Source organism: Streptomyces sp. NPDC005576 (genome assembly GCF_042871745.1).
Taxonomy (GTDB): Bacteria; Actinomycetota; Actinomycetes; order Streptomycetales; family Streptomycetaceae; genus Streptomyces.
The window spans coordinates 575,494-596,283 of sequence record NZ_JBIAJC010000002.1; the positions used below are offsets into that span (position 1 = coordinate 575,494).

The 20,790-nt window shown below is 72.3% G+C and carries 13 protein-coding genes; 8 read left to right on the forward strand and 5 right to left on the reverse strand.

Going from position 1 to position 20,790, the window contains the following annotated elements; genetic code table 11:
• Window positions 1-17 precede the first annotated feature (17 nt).
• Window positions 18-1,520, forward strand: a complete 1,503-nt coding sequence (locus ACFYPN_RS05900; RefSeq protein ID WP_358757130.1) for a CoA-acylating methylmalonate-semialdehyde dehydrogenase — start codon at window positions 18-20, stop codon at window positions 1,518-1,520.
• A 188-nt stretch (window positions 1,521-1,708) separates the two neighbouring features.
• On the opposite strand, the gene ACFYPN_RS05905 is transcribed toward ACFYPN_RS05900, so the two are convergent.
• Window positions 1,709-2,305: a lamin tail domain-containing protein gene (locus ACFYPN_RS05905; protein WP_358757128.1), complete on the reverse strand. Its 597-nt coding sequence runs from the start codon at window positions 2,303-2,305 to the stop codon at window positions 1,709-1,711.
• A 493-nt stretch (window positions 2,306-2,798) separates the two neighbouring features.
• On the opposite strand from ACFYPN_RS05905, the gene ACFYPN_RS05910 reads away from it, so the two are divergent.
• Window positions 2,799-3,182, forward strand: a complete 384-nt coding sequence (locus ACFYPN_RS05910; RefSeq protein ID WP_358757126.1) for a hypothetical protein — start codon at window positions 2,799-2,801, stop codon at window positions 3,180-3,182.
• Between the two features lie 58 nt (window positions 3,183-3,240).
• Window positions 3,241-3,858, forward strand: coding sequence for a DUF4291 domain-containing protein (locus ACFYPN_RS05915; RefSeq protein ID WP_389296867.1), 618 nt, complete (start codon window positions 3,241-3,243; stop codon window positions 3,856-3,858).
• Window positions 3,859-3,910: 52 nt separating this feature from the next.
• Here the strand turns inward: ACFYPN_RS05915 and ACFYPN_RS05920 are convergent, their stop codons facing one another.
• Entirely contained in the window at window positions 3,911-5,557 is a 1,647-nt protein-coding gene (locus tag ACFYPN_RS05920; RefSeq protein ID WP_389296868.1) for an ATP-binding protein, read from the reverse strand.
• A 133-nt stretch (window positions 5,558-5,690) separates the two neighbouring features.
• Between ACFYPN_RS05920 and ACFYPN_RS05925 the strand changes: the two genes are divergently transcribed.
• The 5 genes from ACFYPN_RS05925 to ACFYPN_RS05945 all read left to right on the forward strand — a co-directional run bounded on the left by ACFYPN_RS05925 (window position 5,691) and on the right by ACFYPN_RS05945 (window position 13,327).
• Complete coding sequence (locus tag ACFYPN_RS05925) at window positions 5,691-6,524, forward strand: response regulator (protein ID WP_358757120.1); 834 nt, start codon at window positions 5,691-5,693, stop codon at window positions 6,522-6,524.
• Between the two features lie 369 nt (window positions 6,525-6,893).
• Window positions 6,894-9,542, forward strand: coding sequence for an alpha/beta fold hydrolase (locus ACFYPN_RS05930; protein ID WP_389296870.1), 2,649 nt, complete (start codon window positions 6,894-6,896; stop codon window positions 9,540-9,542).
• Complete coding sequence (locus tag ACFYPN_RS05935) at window positions 9,539-10,474, forward strand: ABC transporter permease (RefSeq protein WP_358757117.1); 936 nt, start codon at window positions 9,539-9,541, stop codon at window positions 10,472-10,474. Before ACFYPN_RS05930 ends, ACFYPN_RS05935 begins: the two co-directional genes overlap by 4 nt.
• A gap of 143 nt (window positions 10,475-10,617) precedes the next feature.
• Complete coding sequence (locus tag ACFYPN_RS05940; RefSeq protein WP_389296872.1) at window positions 10,618-11,535, forward strand: DUF6891 domain-containing protein; 918 nt, start codon at window positions 10,618-10,620, stop codon at window positions 11,533-11,535.
• Window positions 11,536-11,692: 157 nt separating this feature from the next.
• Window positions 11,693-13,327 (forward strand): von Willebrand factor type A domain-containing protein, encoded by a 1,635-nt coding sequence (locus ACFYPN_RS05945; RefSeq protein WP_389296874.1) that lies wholly within the window; start codon window positions 11,693-11,695, stop codon window positions 13,325-13,327.
• A 137-nt stretch (window positions 13,328-13,464) separates the two neighbouring features.
• On the opposite strand, the gene ACFYPN_RS05950 is transcribed toward ACFYPN_RS05945, so the two are convergent.
• The 3 genes from ACFYPN_RS05950 to ACFYPN_RS05960 form a co-directional block, all read right to left on the reverse strand.
• On the reverse strand, window positions 13,465-14,331 hold the full coding sequence (locus ACFYPN_RS05950) for a peptidoglycan-binding protein (protein ID WP_358757112.1): 867 nt from the start codon (window positions 14,329-14,331) through the stop codon (window positions 13,465-13,467).
• 155 nt (window positions 14,332-14,486) lie between these two features.
• Window positions 14,487-17,135: a glycoside hydrolase family 3 C-terminal domain-containing protein gene (locus tag ACFYPN_RS05955; RefSeq protein WP_389296876.1), complete on the reverse strand. Its 2,649-nt coding sequence runs from the start codon at window positions 17,133-17,135 to the stop codon at window positions 14,487-14,489.
• Between the two features lie 224 nt (window positions 17,136-17,359).
• The gene (locus ACFYPN_RS05960; protein ID WP_389296878.1) at window positions 17,360-19,705 is read right to left on the reverse strand and encodes a glycoside hydrolase family 9 protein; all 2,346 of its coding nucleotides are present in this window, start codon (window positions 19,703-19,705) and stop codon (window positions 17,360-17,362) included.
• Window positions 19,706-20,790: the final 1,085 nt, after the last annotated feature.

Consider the following 20,790-nt stretch of genomic DNA (forward strand, 5'->3'; position numbering starts at 1 on the left):
GTCCGAAGGAGATCGTCATGACCAGGACCGTCCATCACTGGATCGGTGGCAAGGCAGTCGAGGGCACGTCGGGCGAGTTCGGCCCGGTCACCGACCCCGCGACCGGAGCCGTCACCACCCGAGTCGCCCTCGCCTCCGCCGAGGAGGTGGACGCCGCCGTCACCGCGGCCAGGGCCGCCTTCGCGACCTGGGGCCTCTCCTCGCTCTCGGCCCGTACGTCCGTCCTGTTCCGCTACCGCGCACTCCTCGACGCCCACCGCGACGAGATCGCCGCCCTGATCACCGCCGAGCACGGCAAGGTGCACTCCGACGCGCTCGGCGAGGTGGCCCGGGGGCTGGAGATCGTCGAGCTGGCCTGCGGGATCACCACGCAGCTCAAGGGCGAGCTCTCCACCCAGGTGTCCGGCGGCGTGGACGTCTCCTCCATCCGCCAGCCGCTGGGTGTCGTCGCGGGGATCACCCCGTTCAACTTCCCGGCCATGGTGCCGATGTGGATGTTCCCGCTCGCCATCGCCTGCGGCAACACCTTCGTCCTCAAGCCGAGCGAGAAGGACCCCTCAGCCGCGGTGCTGCTGGCCGAACTCGCCGCCGAGGCCGGGCTGCCGGACGGGGTGCTGAACGTCGTGCACGGCGACAAGGTCGCGGTCGACGCGCTGCTCTCCCATCCGGACGTCGCCGCCGTCTCCTTCGTCGGCTCCACCCCGATCGCCCGTTACATCCACGCCACGGCGTCCGCCAACGGCAAGCGCGTCCAGGCGCTCGGCGGCGCGAAGAACCACATGCTGGTACTGCCCGACGCCGACCTGGACGCCGCCGCCGACGCCGCGGTCTCGGCCGCGTACGGCTCCGCCGGCGAGCGCTGCATGGCGATCTCGGCGGTCGTCGCGGTCGGCGCGATCGGGGACGAGCTGGTCGCCCGCATCAAGGACCGCGCGCAGAAGATCAAGATCGGCCCCGGCGCGGACCCCGACTCCGAGATGGGGCCGCTGATCACCGCCGCACACCGCGACAAGGTCGCCTCCTACGTCACCGGCGCGGCCGCGCAGGGCGCCGAGGTCGTCCTCGACGGGACCGGCCACACCGTGGAGGGGTTCGAGGACGGGCACTGGATCGGCATCTCGCTCCTCGACCGCGTCTCCACCGACTCCGACGCCTACCGCGACGAGATCTTCGGACCGGTGCTCTGCGTGCTGCGCGCCGACACGTACGAGGAGGGCGTCGCCCTCATGAACGCCTCCCCGTACGGCAACGGCACCGCGATCTTCACGCGCGACGGCGGCGTAGCCCGCCGCTTCCAGCTGGAGATCCAGGCCGGCATGGTCGGCGTGAACGTGCCGATCCCGGTGCCGGTCGGATACCACTCCTTCGGTGGCTGGAAGGACTCCCTCTTCGGCGACCACCACGTCTACGGCAACGACGGGGTGCACTTCTACACCCGCGGCAAGGTCGTCACCACGCGCTGGCCGGACCCGGCCGACGCCCCGTCCGGCGTCGACCTGGGCTTCCCGCGCAACCACTGACGGGCCCCCGGGACTCGCCCCCGGACGTTCCCCGGAGATCCGCGTCGGTGAACGACGCCGGCGCCCCGCGGCTGGATTGCCGCGGGGCGCCCGATCGTTTCCGCCCAGCCGTGCCCGGTCAGCGCGCGCCTGCCCGAACCGTGCCGTACCACCTCGTCACCCGGTGGGGCCTGGCCCCTCCGGTGCGCTCAGCGGCGGTTGTCGCGGCCGTGGCCGCGGTCGTGCCCGCGGTCGTCGCCCCGGCCGTGCCCACGGTCGTCGCCGCGGCCGTGGTTCCGGTCGTCGCCGCGGTCGTGCCCGCGGTTGTCGTCGCGGCCACCGCGCCGGCCCCACGACTTCGTGTCGACCCTGTTGCCGCGGGCGTCGCGCAGCGTGGCGGTGTCGCTGTTGTCCCAGACGTAGTTGTTGCGGTCCTGGTAGACGTCCGTGCGGTTGTCACGGCCGACACCGGTGTGGACGCGCACCGAGGAGCGGCCCGCGAGGCGCAGGTCGAAGCGGTAGGTGCGGCGGCTCTCGTCGGTGAGCGTCCAGTCGCGCAGGTTCACGGCATGACGGGAGGTGTTGGTGACGGTCACCCACTCGTCGTTCAGCGAACGGTTGGTGCGGGTCTCGCGGCCCGGGCTGTCGTACTGGATCTGGCCCAGGACGACCGAGGAGCGCGGGGCGGGCCTGGTGTGGCCGTGTCCGCGGTCGTGGCCGTCCGCGGAGGCCGGCAGAGCGGCCACCGCCAGCAGGGCGCCGGAGGCGAGGACAGTAGCGGTGATCCGTCGTGCGGTGCGGGACATGGAACCCCTTGGTGCGGGCCCGGACCACGAGGTCCGGGCGGTTCTCGGCCCCGGCGTTCGCTGCCGGGAGCACAGACTCTGTCGGGATTCACCGATGGCCGGAAGTCGCTCCCGAGCGCGGTTACACAGTGCAGACATTTCCGTTATGAACGGATGTAGCTCGCACTCGCCGCAATCGTCAGGACCCTGCCAAATGGTGCGTATGGCATCCACCCTTCTGCTGCAAGGGGAGGGTGGGCGTGTGCGCCGTACACTCCGTGGGGTGACACCTTGTGTGCGCTCTGTGAAGAAGCTGCAGGAACGTAACGGCAGCTTGAGGTCACCATCGAATGGTCGTCCGCCCCTTTCCGGCGAACTCGCTGAATCGTTCGAGGGGGAGGTGGTCCGGTGGTCGGCGGAACATCCGAAACGTGCCGCTCGGCGCGGTAGGGGGCCCTGGCGGGATCCGTCGCACACCCGTCGGGGAGCAGGGGGCAGCCTCTATGCTCGCGGGATGGAGCAGAGGGAAGTCCTGAAGCGAGTCATCGGCATCCTCACCGAGGCCGGCGAGATCCAGCGGCTCCTCGAAGAGGACGTGGAGCGCGACGACGTCGACATGGAGGGCAGTGTCGTCACCGCCCTGCTGAACGAGACGATGCCGCGTATCGCGATCCCCGGGGACGCCACCGTCGAGGAGATGGCCGCCCTGATCGGCCGCGAGGTGGGCGGCGCGGTCGAGCAGTTGGTGGGGGCGTTCACCCTCGCCTACACGATGCTGGCGCGGGTGCACGACTCCGGTCAGACCGACGTCTCCTCCACCGACGTGCTCCGCGACCTGGCGTTGCAGGCCGAGAGCGGCCCCTCGGGCGAGCCGGGGGACGACGCCACCGAGCTGTGAACGGCCGTCGCCGCACCGGTGGAAAACCCGGTGCGGCGGACCGCTGCCGCCGCCCACCATGGTCGCCATGACCGCACCGCAGTACGAGATCCGGGCCCGGTACACCGTCACCACCGTCACCGTCTACCAGGCGTACCGGCCGGAACTCGGCCTCCCCGCCGCCCGCGACGGCCGCTTCCCGCCGGCCTGGAAGCGCGACCGGATGACCTGGATCAAGCCGAGCTTCCTCTGGATGATGTACCGCTGCGGCTGGGCCACCAAGGAGGGCCAGGAGACGGTCCTCGCCGTCGAGATCACCCGCGAGGGCTTCGACTGGGCCCTGGAGCACGCCGAACTCTCCCACTACGTACGCGGTCTCCACCCCGACCGCGCCTCCTGGAGCCGCAGCCTCCGCCGCGCCCCCGCCCGCGTCCAGTGGGACCCCGAGCGTGATCTGCGGCTGAACCCGCTCCCGTACCGCTCGCTCCAACTCGGCCTGACCGGCGAGGCGGCGGCGCGGTACGCGGACGAGTGGACCGTCTCCGTCACCGACGTCACCCCGCTCGCCCGGGAGATCCACCACCTGGTCCGCGCCGGAGACCTCACAGGGGCGAGCGCCCTGCTGCCGGTGGAGACGCCGTACACCGGGCCCACTGAGGACGGCGAAGGCGCACCGCGCCCGCTGCCGGCCCCCTGAACCACCGGGACCGTGGACCTGGGCTCGCCCGAGCCCCGCGCCCGGGCCCCGCCTACTCCTCAGCGGCCCCAGCGGCCTCCTGTTCCTCGGCGACCGCCGTCTCCTCGTCCTCCACCCCCGGCAGGGTGAAGACGAAGCGGGTCCCCGAGGTGTACGTGGTGTCCACGGCGATCGAGCCGCCGTGGTGCTCGACGATCTTCTTGCAGAGCGCCAGGCCGATGCCGTTGCCCTCGTAGCTCTCGCGGGTGTGCAGCCGCTGGAAGATGACGAAGACGCGCTCCGCGTACTCGGGCGCGATACCGATGCCGTTGTCGGCCACCGAGATCTCCCAGAAGGGGCGTCGCGCCTCCTCGCTCCCCTCGCGGCCCGGGTTCGGTACCCGGCGGGCGGCGACATGGATGACGGGGGCGGTGTCGGGCGCGCGGAACTTGATCGCGTTGGAGATGAGGTTCTGCAGCACCAGGCCGAGTTGCGTCGGCTGCCCGTGGACCGTGGGCAGGTCCTCGTACGTGACGGTGGCGCCGGTCTGCTGGACGGCCACGTCCAGATCACCGACCGTCCGCCCCACCAGATCCGTCAGATCGACCTGCTGTTCGTCGGTGTGGAGCCGGCCGACCCGGGAGAAGGTCAGCAGGTCGTTGATGAGGAGCTGCATGCGGTTGGCGCCGTCGACGGCGAAGGAGATGTACTGCTTCGCCCGGTCGTCCAGCTGCTCCGCGTACCGCCGCTCCAGGAGCTGGCAGAAGCTGGCCACCTTGCGCAGGGGTTCCTGGAGGTCGTGCGAGGCGACGTACGCGAACTGCTCCAGCTCCTCGTTGGAGCGGCGCAGTTCGACGGTCTGGGCGTCGAGGACGGCCCGTGCCCTGTCCTTGAGTTCGAGGTCCTCCGCGAGACGGCGCCGCATCGCGTCCACGTCCCCGGCGAGGACCTGGATGTCGGCCGGGCCGGTGGGGGCCAGTGCGTGGGCGTAGTCCCCGGAGGCGACCTTGCGCACGTCGGCCCGCAGCCGGTCCAGCGGCCGCTGCACCCCCAGCCGCAGGCCCGCGAAGGCCAGGGCCATCACCGCCAGCACCACGGCGGCGATGACGGTGAAGACCGTGTTCCGCATCCCGGCCACGGAGGCCAGGTCGGAACGTGCCCGGTCGCGCTCCGAGGAGATGTGCTCCTGCTGCACCCGCAGCGCGGTGCGCAGCGCGTCGAACTGGGCCCGGCCGCTCTCCGCGCGCTCCTGGGCGAGGACGGTGGGGTCCGGGGCCGCGGCGATGGGCCGGGCGACCGACGCGTGCCACTTCTCGGCGAGTGCGTCCACCCGGGCGAGATCGGCCGTGGCCCGGGTGTCCCCGGCCGTGAGCTCCTTCAGCTTCTTCGTCGCGGTCTTCTGCTGGGTCAGACCACTGCGGTAGGGAGAGAGGAACGAAGCGTCGCCGGCCAGGCCGTAACCGCGGATTCCCGTCTCCTGGTTGACGAGCGCCGCCTCCATGCGCACCGAGGAGATGAGCGCGGGGGACCAGCGGTCCGCGAGACGCTGGTTGACCGACGTGGACCGGACCAGGGCCCAGGTGCCGCAGCTGCCGAGCACGAGCAGCACCACCAGGGCCACGGTGGTGCCCGTGCCGAGCCAGCGGCTGGTGCTCCAGCCGGCCCGCTCCCGCGCAGGACGGAAATCGTCCGGCCGTGAACCCTCTTCGGCGCTCTGCACGGTGGTTTGCCTCTCACTCGAACGGGAAACGGTGGGTCGATCACGGACTCCAGTACCCACCGGAGCGCGGGTCACCCTACCTCGCCGACAACGCAGGTTGTCGCGGACCATCCCCTCCGGTTACGGTGCGCCCATGACAGTGGAGACCTCGGCGCGGCCCGGGACCGACGAGCTCGCCGACCGCGCGCGCCGCGCGGTCGCGGACCTGGCCCAGCGCCTGGCGCTGGAGCCGGACGACGTCCCGGTCGGAGAGGACCGGGGCGACGACGTCCCCCCCACGGACGACGGCTGGGCCGACCCTCTGGCCTCGCTGCGCGCCCTGGCCCTCCTCAGCCGTGCCGTGGACGAGTGCGCCGCCGCCGCTGCCCGCGCCGCCGCGCACGGGGGAGCCGGCTACCCGCAGCTGGGCAGCGCCTGGGGCGTCAGCCGGCAGGGCGCCCGCAAACGCTGGCCCGGCCTGGTCTTCACCGCACGCCCCTCCTCCCGCCCCCTGCCCAACGATCACCGGAGCCCCCACATGAACGGCCTTGCACCCCGGCGCACCTACACCGTCCTGCTCGTGGAGGACGACGTGGCCGACGCCATGCTCATCGAGGAGGCCCTGATCGAACGCGGGATGGCGCGGGGCATCAACCGGGTCGACGACGGGGTGTCCGCCCTGGAGTACCTCCGCGACCCCGCGAACGACCGCCCCGACCTGATCGTGCTCGACCTCAACATGCCCCGCATGAACGGCCGTGAGCTGCTCGGGGTGCTCAAGAACGACGAGGTCCTCTCCAGTATCCCGATCGTGGTCCTCACCACCTCGGCCGCGCCCGACGACGTCAAGGACGCCTACACGCAGCACGCCAACGCCTATGTGACCAAGCCGGTCAACCTGGACGACTTCGTGCACACCGTCCAGAGCATCGACAGCTTCTTCCTGGAGACCGCCGTCACACCGAAGCAGCCTCCGCACGGCAGCTGAGGACCGGGCGGGGGCGGCCTCCCACCGGGCGGCCCGTCCGCTCGCAGGACATCCCACAGTGCTCCGGGCACCGCGGGCACCAGGGTGCCCGCGGCTCGTACCGCGTCCGCAGTACGCGCCCCGGGGCCGTACCTCTCAAGAGGAGGCCGGGCGGTTCCGCCCCCGGGCCCGGAGAACGTCCCTCGCGTCCCTCCAGGCCGTGTCCGACCTTGCGCGCCGGATCAGCGGGCGGTGTCCGGCGCGGTGCATCGCAAGGCGGAGGATGGCCCGGGTGCTGGATGTACTCGGGCAATCCGGCAACGCCGCGAGGTGCCGTGCCGGGCGCCACCCGCCCGGCGGGGGTGGTCGGACACGGCCTAGGGTCGTGACATGGAGACCTCTACCGCACGACGGCTCCGATGGCCCCGCGCGCGCGGCCGGTGGGCGGCGGCCGTCGCCGCGCTCGTCGTGCTCGCCGGCGTCGGCACCTGGACCGCCGTGGCCGACGACGGCACACCTGCCGTACACCGACAGGACCGGACGCTCCGTGGCGACAAAGTCGCCCTGGACACCTCGTACTTCACCGCCGACGGCGGCGGGCGGCGCCCCGCCGTGCTCCTCGGCCACGGGTTCGGCGGCAGCAAGGACGACGTGCGCGCCGAGGCCGAGAAGCTCGCTGCGGACGGGTACGCGGTCCTCACCTGGTCCGCGCGCGGATTCGGCCGGTCCGGCGGCGAGATCGGGCTCAACGACCCGGACACCGAGGTCGCGGACGTCTCCCGCCTCATCGACTGGCTCGCCGCCCGTCCCGAGGTCCTGCTCGACGGCAGGGGCGACCCGCGCGTCGGCGTCACCGGGGCGTCCTACGGCGGTGCGGTCTCCCTCCTCGCCGCCGGGTACGACGACCGCGTGGACGCCGTCGCCCCCGTCATCACCTACTGGAACCTCGCGGACGCCCTCTTCCCGGACGGTGTGTTCAAGAAGCTCTGGGCCGGGATGTTCGTGACCAGCGGCGGAGGCTGCGAGAAGTTCGAGAAGCGGGTCTGCGCGATGTACGAACGGGTGGCGGCGAGCGGCGTACCCGACGCCGAGGCACGCGCCCTGCTGACGGAACGCTCCCCCTCCGCCGTCGCCGACCGTATCGACGTACCCGCGCTCATCGTGCAGGGCCAGACCGACTCCCTCTTCCCGCTCGGCCAGGCCGACGCCATGGCGCGGGCCATCGCGGAGAACGGCGCCCCGGTCTCCGTCGACTGGATCGCCGGCGGCCACGACGGCGGCGACACCGAGGACGCCCGCGTCCGGAACCGGATCGGCGCCTGGTTCGACCGCTACCTCAAGGACGACCGGGGCGCCGACACCGGCCCCGCCTTCCGCGTCACCCGCACCGGCGGAGTCGACTCCACCGACGGGGCCGCCCTCACCCGGGGCGCGAGCGCCGAGAGCTACCCCGGACTGCGCGCCGGCACCCAGGAGTTCGCCCTCCGAGGGGGCCCCGCGACCGTCCGCAACCCGGCCGGCGGGAGCCCGCCCGCGATCTCCGCCGTCCCCGGACTCGGCGCCGGACTCTCCCAGCTCTCTTCCCTCGGCGTCGGCCTCTCCCTGGACTTCCCCGGGCAGCACGCCACCTTCGACAGCGCACCCCTGACGTCCTCGGTGCGCGCCACCGGCACCCCCACCGTCAAGGTCACCGTCACGGCCCGCACCGGCGACGCCGTCCTCTTCGGGAAGGTCTACGACGTCTCGCCGGACGGCAAGCGCCAGGAACTGCCCTCGCAGCTCGTCGCCCCCTTCCGGATCACCCCCGACCAGCAGGGCAGGCCCCTCGCACTGACCCTGCCCGCCGTCGACCACGCGTTCGACGCCGGGCACCGGCTCCGCCTGGTCCTCTCCGCGACCGACCTCGGCTACGCGTCCCCGGCCGAGCCGAACACGTACACGGTCTCCGTCGACGGCCCGCTCTCCGTACCCACCGACGCCGGCCTCACCGCCGCGGCCGGCGCACTTCCCGCGTGGACCTGGGGACTTCCGGCCGCCGCCCTCCTGGTGGCCGCCGCCCTGCTGCTCACCGCCCGGCGCCGCTCCACGACCCCCGCCCCGGACCCCGCACTCGAAGGCGTACCGCTGCTGATCACCGGCCTCACCAAGAAGTACGCGGGCGCCCACGACCGTTACGCCGTCAAGGACCTGGGCTTCCGCGTCGAACGCGGGCAAGTGCTCGGACTCCTCGGCCCCAACGGCGCCGGGAAGACCACCACCCTGCGGATGCTGATGGGCCTCATCAGCCCCGACGCGGGCGAGATCCGCGTCTTCGGACAGGCCATCCGGCCCGGCGCCCCGGTGCTCTCCCGGGTCGGCGCGTTCGTCGAAGGCGCCGGCTTCCTGCCGCATCTGACCGGCCGCGCCAACCTGGAGCTGTACTGGCAGGCCACCGGCCGCCCCGCCGCCGACTCCCACCTCGACGAGGCCCTGGAGATCGCCGGCCTCGGCGACGCGCTCGCCCGGGCCGTACGCACCTACTCCCAGGGCATGCGGCAGCGCCTCGCCATCGCCCAGGCCATGCTCGGCATGCCGGACCTGCTCATCCTCGACGAACCGACCAACGGCCTCGACCCGCCCCAGATCCGTGAGATGCGCGAGGTGATGATCCGTTACGCGGCCGGAGGCCGGACCGTCATCGTCTCCAGTCACCTCCTCTCCGAGGTAGAACAGTCCTGCACCCACCTCGTGGTCATGGACCGGGGCCGGCTCGTCCAAGCGGGCCCGGTCGCCGAGATCACCGGCTCCGGGGACATGCTGCTCGTCACCACCGCGGACCGGATCACCGACCCGGTGCTCCGCAAGATCGAGGCCCTCGCAGGCGTCGCCTCGGCCGTCCCCACCGACGGCGGGCGGGGGCTGCTGGTCCGCCTCGACGGAACCACCACCTCCGCGCTGATCACCGAACTCGTCCGGCTCGACGTCCCGCTCACCGGCGTCGGACCGCACCGCCGCCTGGAGGACGCGTTCCTCACCCTGATCTCCGGAGGCTCCGCATGAGTGACATCCTCACCGGCTCCGGGTCCGGGGCTGGTTCCGGCTCGGGCTCCGGTGCCGTTCCCGCCGGCGCTCCGGAGGCTCCCGGTGCGCCCGGGTACCACCCCCGGCGCACCCTCCCGCTCCGCGTCGAGGCGATGCGGCAACTCCGCCGCCGCCGCACCCTGCTGATGGGCGGGGTGCTGGCGGCCCTCCCATTCATCCTGATCATCGCCTTCGCCATCGGCGGCACCCCCGGCTCGGAGGGAGGCACGGCGGGCGACCGGATCAACCTGATGGACACCGCCACCGCCTCGGCGGCCAACTTCGCCGCCGTCAACCTGTTCGTCTCGGCGGGCTTCCTGCTGGTGGTGCCGGTGGCACTCTTCTGCGGGGACACCGTGGCCTCCGAGGCGAGCTGGTCCTCGCTGCGCTACCTCCTCGCCGCGCCCGTACCGCGCGTCCGGCTGCTGTGGAGCAAGCTCGTCGTCGCCCTCGGCTTCAGCCTGGCCGCGATGGTGCTGCTCCCGCTGGTCGCCCTGGTGGCCGGGGCGGCGGCCTACGGCTGGGGACCGCTCCAGCTGCCGACCGGCGGTGAACTCGCCCAGTCCGCAGCCCTGCCCCGGCTCGCGCTGGTCGTCGGCTTCGTCTTCGTCTCCCAACTCGTCACCGCGGGACTCGCCTTCTGGCTCTCGACGAAGACGGACGCACCCCTGGGCGCGGTGGGCGGCGCGGTCGGCCTGACCATCGTCGGCAACGTCCTGGACGCGGTCACCGCGCTCGGCCACTGGCGCGACTTCCTCCCCGCGCACTGGCAGTTCGCCTGGGCGGACGCCCTCCAGCCGCAACTGGAGTGGGGCGGCATGATCAAGGGATCGGCCGTATCGGTGACGTACGCCCTGATCCTCTTCGCCCTGGCCTTCCGGGGGTTCAGCCGGAAAGACATCGTGTCGTAGCGCGAAGGTTGGGTCCGCGGCCGGGCCCTGGGGTTCAGGGAATCGTGCGACCGCCCCTGCGGATCGGGGTAGTGCCGGGCCGTCGCGGTGAGCTGGGCCGGGCCCGGGAGGTCTTCTGGCAGGGGGTATGTCAGAGTCTGCGGATGCTTGCGATCGTGGTGAAGACGGAGAACTCGGAGCGGCACGTTCCTGTGCACGCTGAGGATCTGGCCCGGCTGGTCAGGCGAATCGGCGGTGACGGTGACCGGTTCCTGGTGGTCAGTCGGATACCCGACCTGCCTGACGTCTTCGCCCAGGTCTGGCACGAGGCCGGCGGGGACTACACGCTGGAGTACCGCGACGGTGCCGCCGACCGCCACTTCCAGGTGAGGGTCGACAGTCCTGATGCGGTGATCGCGGCGATGACCGGTTGGGCCTGCCGGGCGGCCGGATGGGACGCTGGCCTGTCCTGGTCGCTGCTGGACATGGGCCCCCTCCGCGAGGTGCCGCCGCTCGACCTGGACGACGGTGAGCGTGAGGAGTTGGAAAGACGTGTTCGCGAGGTGCTGGTCGGCGGCTACACCACCCGGGCCGAGTTGGCGGAGCTCGCCGAGGAGTACCTGGTCACGGCGGACCGCCGACCTGTTTCGCGAGAGCAGGCCGAGGCGCTGGCTGACCGGTTGTGGCTGGAGCGGGTCGCGCAGCAGGCCGACTGGCAGGGCGAGACCGACCCCGAGCGGCTCACCCGCGCCTTCACCGCCTTGAACGAGGCAGGAATCACCGCCCGCGAGAACTTCACCTGCTGCCGCACCTGCGGCCAGTCCGAGATCGCCGGTGCGGGTCGGCCCGACGCCCGTGGCTTCGTCTACTTTCACACGCAGTGCACGGACTCCGCCGCTGCCGGCCACGGACTGATGCTGCTCTTCGGTGGCTTCGACGGCTCGCCCGAGACCACCGGCGCCATCGGCGAGCAGATCGTCACTTCCCTCGAAGCGGTCGGCCTCTCCGTCGAGTGGGACCGCGACCCTGGCCGGGCCATCACCGTTACGCCCCTGGCCTGGCATCGCCGCTTGGTCGGATAGACATCGAGCACACGTGCCCGGAGCCTGTGTTCCGCCGTCCGGCCGCCGGCCGGCTTCTCTCCGTCACCGCATCGAGATTCATCCGCAACCGGTTCGATGGCTCCCGGCGGGCCCCCCGCGCGTCACATTCACAGATGTCGACGACAGGGGGCCAGAGATGAACCACGGCACAGCGGGACACCCGGCAGGCCGGGTGCGGGCGGCCACGGCGTTGGTCGGGCTGCTGGTGAGCGCCGCACTGCTCGCCGGTTGTTCGGGCTCGGGCGGTGAATCGTCCGACGGCACCGCCGCCCACAGGCGCGGCGGCCCCGTTCCCGGAGGCGGCACCGTCCCCGCCCCGGCGGGCACGGACGCGGCGGGCAGCGACACGGAAGGCAGCGACACGGAGGGCAGCGACACGGCGGGCAGGCAGGGGAAGGCCGACCGGGCCGCTCCCGACTACCTGTCCACCTTCGCGCTCGACGTGGACACCGCCAGCTACGGATACGCGCGCCGCGTCCTCGGCGACGGGCGACTCCCGGAGCCCGGGACCGTGCGCCCCGAGGAGTTCGTCAACAGCTTCAAACAGGGGTACGAACGCCCCCGCGGCAACGGCTTCTCCGTCAGCGTCGACGGGGCGCGGGCCGGGGGAGGGGCTGACGGCTGGTCGCTGCTGCGGGTCGGACTGGCCACCAGGGCCGCCGACGACACCGCCCCGAGGCCACCGGCCGCCCTCACCTTCGTCGTCGACATCTCCGGGTCGATGGCCGAGACCGGCCGCCTGGACCTGGTGCGCACCTCGCTCGCGTACCTCACCGAGCAACTGCGCGACGACGACTCGGTGGCTCTGGTCACCTTCAGCGACGAGGCCGAGACCGTGGTGCCGATGACCGCGCTGCGCGGCCACCGCACGAAGATCCGGGAGGCCGTCGAATCGCTGCACACGGAGAGCTCCACCAACGTCGCCGCCGGAGTGGAGCGTGGCTACGACGAGGCCGTCGAGGGCCGCCGCAAGGGCGCCACCAACCGGGTCGTACTGCTCTCCGACGCCCTCGCCAACACCGGGGAGACGGACGCCGACGCGATCCTGGAGCGGATCGACGGCTCACGGCGCGAGTACGGCATCACCCTCTTCGGGGTCGGCGTCGGCAGCGACTACGGTGACGCGCTCATGGAGCGGCTCGCCGACAAGGGCGACGGCGACACCACGTACGTCGCCGACGAGGTCCAGGCCCGCAAGGTCTTCGTCGACCAGCTCCCCGCCCACGTCGAGCTGCGCGCACGCGACGCGAAGGCGCAGGTCGCGTTCGACCGGAAGACGGTCCAGCAGTTCAAGCTCATCGGGTACGAGAACCGGGCCGTCGCCGACGAGGACTTCCGCGACGACAGCGTGGACGGCGGCGAGGTCGGCCCCGGGCACACGGTGACCGCGCTCTACGCCGTCCGCCTGCGCGAGAAGGCATCCGGCCATGTCGCCACCGCCACCGTGCGCTGGCTCGACCCGGTGACCCGCAAGGCGCGGGAGGAGACCGGCTCGGTGGAGACCGACGCCATCGACGGAGGACTCTGGGGTGCTTCCGGCGCTCGCCTCCAAGTGACGGCGGTGGCGGCCTATTTCGCCGACATCCTGCGCGGCGGAACCCTGCCCGGCACCCCGACACTCGGCGAACTCGCCGCCCGGGCACGGAAGCTGGCCGCGGAGACCGAGGACGGTTCGGTGAGCAAGCTGGCCGACGCCATCGGCCGGGCCGCCGAAATCGAGGGCGCGACGGACAGGACCGAAGGCACACCGGTCGAGGGAGAGATGGACTGAGGGACTGAGGGACCGAGGGACCGAGGGACTGAGGGACTGAGGGGCTGAGGGGCTGAGGGGCTGAGGGGCTGAGGGGTGGAGGGCGGCAGGGCAGGGAGGCGGCGGGAGCTCCGTGCGCAGCCCGCCGCCACCCCGCCTCACACGTTCGGGACCTTGAGCTTCACCCAGCTCGACGGCCCCGGGATGCCGTCGGCGGAGCCGCCGGTGTAGCCGAGCTTGCGCTGCCAGGCGGCGTACGAGGCACGATCGGCGGTGGACCAGGAGGGCCCGGGCCCGACCGCGTACAGCCCGCACCCCTCCGCCACGAGCCGCCTGCCCATCGCCGTGATGATCGGGCTCTTGCGCCCGGCCGTGAAGAACGCGGCCCCGGGGAAGGGCTCGTACGGCTCGGGCGCCGGCCCGTCCGGACCCGCGCCGAGCCGGACGGCGATCCGGTCGCGCATCGCGGTCATCGGGAAGCCGCGCGGGTCCACCTTCCCCGGCTGCCACTCCAGGTGCCCGATCACCGAGCGCTCGGACCACTTGTGCGTCCGGCAGATCGCCGCCGACACCCGCTCGATCGCAAGCAGTTGGGCGGCCGGCCAGGGGTCCTTGCCGTCACCGAGGTTGACGCACTCGAAGCCGTAGAAGCGGGCGTTCCCGTCCGTGTTGGCCTCGTTGTCGGCGGGCAGCCTCGCCGACTCGGCGATCACCGCGCGCAGCACGTCGTCGTCGCCGAGACCGGCGTGGTTGGCCCGGCCGTTGCCGACCAGGTGGACCGTGCCCTCCTTGTCGATCACCCCGTGGCAGAGCGGCCCGGGGAGTTCGGAGTGGCCGGAGTAGCAGAGCTCGACGGAATTCGCGGTGCCGGAAGTGACGGTGTGATGGATCATCACCCCATGGACGGGGCCCCAGGGACCCTTGTGATCACGGTTGTTCGTGCGCCAGTTCTTGTACTCCACCACCTTCACCCCCTCGTCGCGGAGGGCTTTCAGCAGGGTGTCGGCGGACAAGGGGGTTGCCATGGTGGTGCTCCCTCGGTGCAGCTTCGTCTGCGCGGTCGTACGAGAACATGGTGCCCCTCCGTAACCGCTTCGGAACCATCGGTCACCGGGTCGAGGGGGCGCGCAGCGTATCGCGGGGCGCGCCGACCCGGTGACCGAAGAGGCCGATCCGCCCCCTACCGGGTGGCGACCCGCACCTGCGTACGCAGGGTCAAGTCGGCGGAGGAGCGCCCCACCGCGAACTCGTACGCCCCCGGCAGCAGGGTCCAGCCGTCCTCCACCGACCGCCACACGGCCAGCGCTTCCCGTGGGACGTCCAGGGCGACGGTGGTGGAGACGCCGGCCTCCAGCGTCACCTTGGCGAACGCCTTGAGCTGGGCCGGAGGTTCGCCCGCCGAGGCCGGGAAGGTGACGTAGAGCTGCACGACCTCGCTGCCCGCGCGGGAACCGGTGTTGCGGACCCGCACGATCGCCCGGTGACCGGAACCGGCGCGCGAGACCCGCAGGCCGGAGAGGGCGAAGGTGGTGTACGACAGGCCGTGGCCGAACGGGAAGAGCGGCTGCTCGCCCGCCGTCGTGTACCAGCGGTACCCGACGGCCAGCCCCTCGTCGTAGTAGACCTGCTTGCCGTCGCCCGGGAACTCCACCGGCCGCTTGGCGGGCCCCTGCGTCTCCGTGGCCGGGAAGGTCTCCGGGAGCCGCCCGCCGGGCTCCGCGTCCCCGAAGAGCATCGCGGCGACCGCGTTGCCCTGCTCCTGGCCCCCGTACCAGTTCGCGATCACCGCCGGGACCTCCGGCAGCCACGGCATCAGTACGGCGCCCGAGGTGTTGAGCACCACGACGGTACGGGGGTTGGCCGCGGCGACCGCGGCGATCAGCTCGTCCTGGTCGGCGGCGAGGGAGAGGGTGGAGCGGTCCATGCTCTCGGCCGTCACGTCCACCACGACGACCACCGCGACCTCGGCCGCCGCCGCCGCCGCGGCGGCCTCGGCGATCAGCCGGTCCTGCCCCGGCTGGTGGCCGACCCGCAGGCTCGCGGTGCCGGTGGTGTGGCGGTAGGTGACCTCGATCGGGTGCGGGCCCTCCGTCAGGGTCACGAAACCGTTCTGGACCACCTCGGCCCCGGTCGCGTACTCCGCCACGACCGTCCCGTCGATCGTGAGGACCACCGCTCCGCCGCCGCTCAGCGAGAACCGGTACCGCCCGGTGACGGACGCCGTGTACGTACCGCTGTACCGCGCCGACCAGGGACCGGTCCTGCCGCTCACCGGGGCCGGGGCGGCCGTCCAGTCGAGGCGGTCGGTGGTCGTGGTGGCGAGGACCGTACCGGTGAGGTCGGCCGAGGCGTAGTAGACCGCCCGCAGCCCCGCGCCGAGCGCGTCGGCGGGTACGGCGGGCAGGGCGCCGACCCCGAGGGTGCCGCGCGCGTACGTCACCGGGATGCCCCCCGGGGCGCTCCCGGCGCGGGCGGTGATCCCGGCGAGCGGGGTCACCACCCCGCCGTACGCGTTCACGCTGCCCGAACCTCCGCCGTGCGACCGGTACCCCGCCGCCGCGGCGTCCCCGATCACCGCCACGGACCGCGGCGCGGCGAACGGCAGCACCCCGTCCGCGTTCTTCAGCAGCACACTGCCCTGGACGCCGATCCGACGGGCCAGCGCACGGTTCTCCTCGGTGGAGACGACCGTGTCCAACTGCGTCAACGGGTCGGCGAGCGGGTGGTCGAACAACCCGACCCGGTACATCGCCGTCAGCACCTGCACGGCCATCCGGTCCAGTGTCTCCCCGGTGACCGCCCCGCGCGCGACCGCCGAGGCGAGAGCCGTACCGAAGTACGTCGAGCCCGGCATCTCGGTGGTGGACCCGGCCTCCGCCGTCCGCACCGTGCTGTGGGTGCCGCCCCAGTCCGACATCACCATCCCGTCGAAGCCCCAGCCGTCCCGCAGCACGTCCTGCACCAGGGTGTGATTCTCGTGCGTCCAGGCGCCGTTGACCTTGTTGTACGCGGTCATCACCGCCCCCACGCCACCCTGCTGGACGGCCGCGCGGAACGCCGGGAAGTAGATCTCGTGCAGGGCGCGCGCCGACACCACGACGTCGATGGAGTGCCGCAGCGTCTCCTGGTTGTTGGCCGCGAAGTGCTTCACCGTCGCGATGACGCGGTGCGACTGGATACCCCGTACGACAGGCGCAGCCAGCGCCGCGTTGAGGTGCGGGTCCTCCGTGAACGTCTCGAAGGACCGGCCCCACCGGGGCGTCCGCAGGATGTTGACGCACGGCCCGAGCGCCACGTTGTGGCCCTTCGCCGCCTGCTCACCGCCGTACGCCCTCCCGTACGTCTCGGCCGCCGCCGGGTCCCAGGTCGCCGCCAGCGCCTTGGAGCAGGGCCACTGGGTCACCCCCGTCGACCCGTTGCCGACCCCGCTCGGCCCGTCCGCCAGGATGGTCGCGGGGATGCCGAGCCGCTCGTTGCCCGGCACCTTGCCGATGTACCCGGGCCGCGCGACCTCCTCCTTGACGTTCACCCCGTGCAGCAGCGCGATCTTCTCGTCCGTCGTCATCCGCGCGACCAACTCGACGGCCCTGGCCCGCGCCTCGGCCGACCCGGCCTGCGTCACGGGGCCGACCGCCACGGGCGCGCCCCCTGCGGGGACCGCCCCTTTGGCGCTCTTCCCTCGGGGAGCCGGGGCGGTGGGGGCCGGGATGGTGGGGGCCGACCCCGTGTCGGTGCCCGAGGCGGCGGCCCCCGGCCCCATGGCTGCGAAGCCGGCGGCGACCGCGCCCGAACTCCCCAGTCTCAGCAGTGAACGACGACTGACCCGCATGGTCTCTCCCGGTGCTCGAATGCCAGGAACCTAACGGGCATTTCGACGCGAGTCCGGGAGGCACCAGCGGCAACGCTGTCTGCGGTACACCGATGCAGCCACGGGGCCCGCCGCCCCCACCTGGCGGCGGGGGCGGCGGGCCCGTGGGGGTGATCCGTCACGTTCACGGTCGCGCCGCCGCCGATGCGGCCGACGCGGCCGACGTCGTGCAACCGGTGACCTTCTCAGGTGCAGGGAACGCCGTTCAGGGCGAAGCCCGTCGGGGCGGCGCCGGGCACGCCGGATCCCTGGAATCCGAAGGACGCCGAACCGCCCGGTGGAATGGCCTTGTTGTGGCCGCCGTCGGTGGCCGTCACGGCCGCGCCGGTCTGGGTGGCGGTCGCGTTCCAGGCGCTGGTGACCCTCTCGTCACCGACGAAACTCCAGGTGAGACGCCAACCGTTCACTGCGGTGGTGCCGGTGTTGCGGATGGTGACGTCGGCGGTGAAGCCGCCGCCCCAGGAGGAGCCGACCTTGTAGACGACGGCGCAGCCGGCGCCCGGCGTGGGGGTCGGGGTCGGGGTCGGAGTAGGGGTCGGGGTGGGTGTGGGTGTCGGGGTGGGGGTGGGTGTGGGTGTGGGAGTGGGGGTGGGTGTCGGGGTGGGTGTGGGAGTCGGTGTGGGCGTCGGACCGGATCCGTCCGGCAGCGCTCCCCACTGACGTACGTCCCCGTCCAGCAGCACCAGATTCGGTGCGTCCACCGGGGTGGCACCCGGTGTGGAGGGCAAGCCCTGGACGGACCAGTCGTTGGACGGGTCCCAGGCGCCCGAGGAGCTGATGCGGAACTGGACCTCCTTGCGGTACGCCGACTGCCCGGCCGGTGCGATCACCGTGTTCGAGCAGTCCACGCTCACGTAGTACACGTCGCCCGCGTACCGCGTGGGGCCGCTCGCAGTACCGCACTGGTTGTAGTTGGTGGTGACCGTGATGCCCGCCGGCGAGACACCCGGTTCCAGCGTGAAGTAGTACCGCAGGGAGGCCTTCGTCAGCGACCGGGCGGGCCAGGCCGACTTGTTCACCAGGTACGCCTTGATCTCGGTGAAGTTGCTCCCGGAGGCGTTCACCGAAGCCTGCGCCAGCACCTGCGGCCCGTCCGGCTGCTCGGTCGGCGGAAAGGCGGCGAGCGGGGCGCCGCCGTACTCGGCGTAGAGGCGGGCGAGGGCGCCGGTGAACGCCGCGTTGTAGTCGGTGGCGACCTCGTTGTTGGTGTAGTTCTGCCGGTCGTCGCTGTAGGCGTCGTCGGGTGCGCTCGGTCCGCCGACGAGGGCACCGTAGAGGGTGTGGCGGCTTTCGGCGGGGCTGGTGATCTGGTCGGTCCACGAGCCGTGCGAGGTGCGGTGGTGCGGTTTGGTGGGAGGTGTGTTGCCGAAGCCGACGACGTAGCTCGCCCTGCGCGGGTTGTCACCGAGCGCGTAGTCGATCTGGCGCACCGCGAAGTCGTGGTAGCGCGCCTTGCGGGTGGCGTCGCCCGTCAGCCAGTCGCTGTAGGAGAGCGCGGCGAACGCGGTGTTGGCCGCGTACCGCAGGGAGCCCCACGAGTCCAGCACGGCCTCGCCGCCGGGGGAGTAGCGGACCTTCGCCCCGCTCACCCCGGACGTCCACCAGTCCAGCCATCGGTTGGCGTCGTCGATGTACTTCTGCTTCCCGGTGAGCTTGGCGAGCAGCACGTAGGAGCCGTAGGAGGTGTCGTCCCAGGAGAGTGTCCACCGGTAGGAGCGGGTGGTGGTCTGCGGCTCGGTGGAGAGGCCGTCGTAGTACTGCTCGGCCTTGGCGAGGTAGGTGGCGTCACCGGTGGCCCGGTAGAGCCAGACGGCACCCCACACCAGCTCGTCCTGGTACCCGCTCCAGGAGTTGTAGTACGACTTCGCGTCGGTGATGCAGTCGCTGTACTTGCCCCGGTAGGTGTCGGCGAACGCGTACAACTGCTTCGCGTGGGTGACCAGCTTCGCCGCGTAGGCCGGGTCGTCGTCGGAGAACAGCATCGAGGAGGAGGCCATCGCGGCGGCCGTCTGCCCGGCGAGGTCCGTACCGGGGCAGGAGGAGTCGATCCGGTAGGACGGCCGGGCCATCGGCATCACCTCGGCCGGACCCCACCACTTGTGGTCGTCGGCGCCGTTGCCCACCTGGCCGTACAGCACGTTCGCAGACGGATGCGCCTTGATGAAGTAGTCGTTGACGAAGCGCAGACTGTCCTTGAGGTACTTCAGCTGCCCCGACGCGGTGTACGCGGCCTTCTGCTCCACGCCGCCCCAGGCCAGGACGGTGGCGCTGTACGCCATGGGCAGACCGAACTTGACGTGGTCGCCGGCGTCGTACCAGCCGCCGGTCAGGTCCAGACCGACGTCCTTGCCGTCGTCCAGACCCGAGTCACCGCGCCAGGAAACCCGGTTGTCGGCGGGCAGATGGCCGGAACGCTGGGCCTCGTAGAAGAAGAGCGACTTCTGCAGCGCCTCGCCGTAGGCGAACGCGGGGGCCGCCTCGGCCGGGGTCGCGGTGAGCGGTGTGAGGGCGGCGGCGAGCAAGGCGGTCACCCCGGCGAGGGCGACGCCCCAGCGGGAACGACGGGCGTGGGGGACACGGCGGGGGGTTGAGGGCGGGAGAGGTCTACGGGCCGGGTGCGAGAAGGCTGGCAGGCGCAACGGATCGTCTTTCCGTGGGTGGGCGGCGGGCGGCGGGGTTTGCGGGCGGCGCGGATTGCGGGCGGCGGGGTTCGGAGTGTCGGAGCGGGGTGCCGGGCGGGGTGCCGGGCGGGGTCAGCCGAAGTCACGTCGTCGCCGCTCAGGAAGTGCGTCCGGTCCACGGGCGAGCCCTGTCACCGCAGCGGTACCGCTCGAGGAGACCGGGCTGAGCAGGACGGCGAGGACAGCGCTCCGGGCGAGCGATCCGCCGATCTGCCCGCATCGACATGCACCTGACAAGCCATGATGTCTTCTTCCCTGGGGGAGCGTCGGCCATGAGCGGCGGTGCGAGACGTGATGGGAGCGCTCCCGCGCTTCAGATTGCCGCGCTGTGAAACGAAGCGGCAATGTGCGAACGCGCCACTTCTGCGCCGTGTGGCTGAAACTATGCGCTCGCCGGGTGGGCTCTCCGCCCCGGGCGCGCCGCGCGGTCGGGCCATCGGTGGGCGGGGTCGATGCCGACCACCTGCGCCGTTCTCCTCCCCGGCGACCGGCGGGGGAGCGGCGACCGGCGGCGGGCGGCGGGCGACCGGGCGGCGGGCGATCGGCGGCGACCGGCGGGCGGCGACCGCGAGCGGTGCCGTGCCCGGCGGGCGTCCCGGGGTGGTCGGGCCCGACCGTCCGAATCTCCCCGGTCTCCGATGGGCGGGCGATGGCGACCGGGTGGGCGCTGACCGGAGCTCGTGAGCACCGGGCCGGGTCGTCGGAGGGCGTCCGAAATCCCTTTGGTGCACGGGCGTTGACAGGACGTCACACCGCTCTCACTATGGGAGCGCTCCCATAGGCGGGTTCCGGCCGCCGACCCGCCTGTGCCTCGCCCGCAACGCGCTCATGTTTCGCCCTCCGCGCCGCCCCGCGCGGAACGTTCCGCTGCCCGGTCGGTGCTTCGCCCGCCATGCCGGTCGTTCGCCCGCCATGCCGGTCGTCCGCCCGCTCAG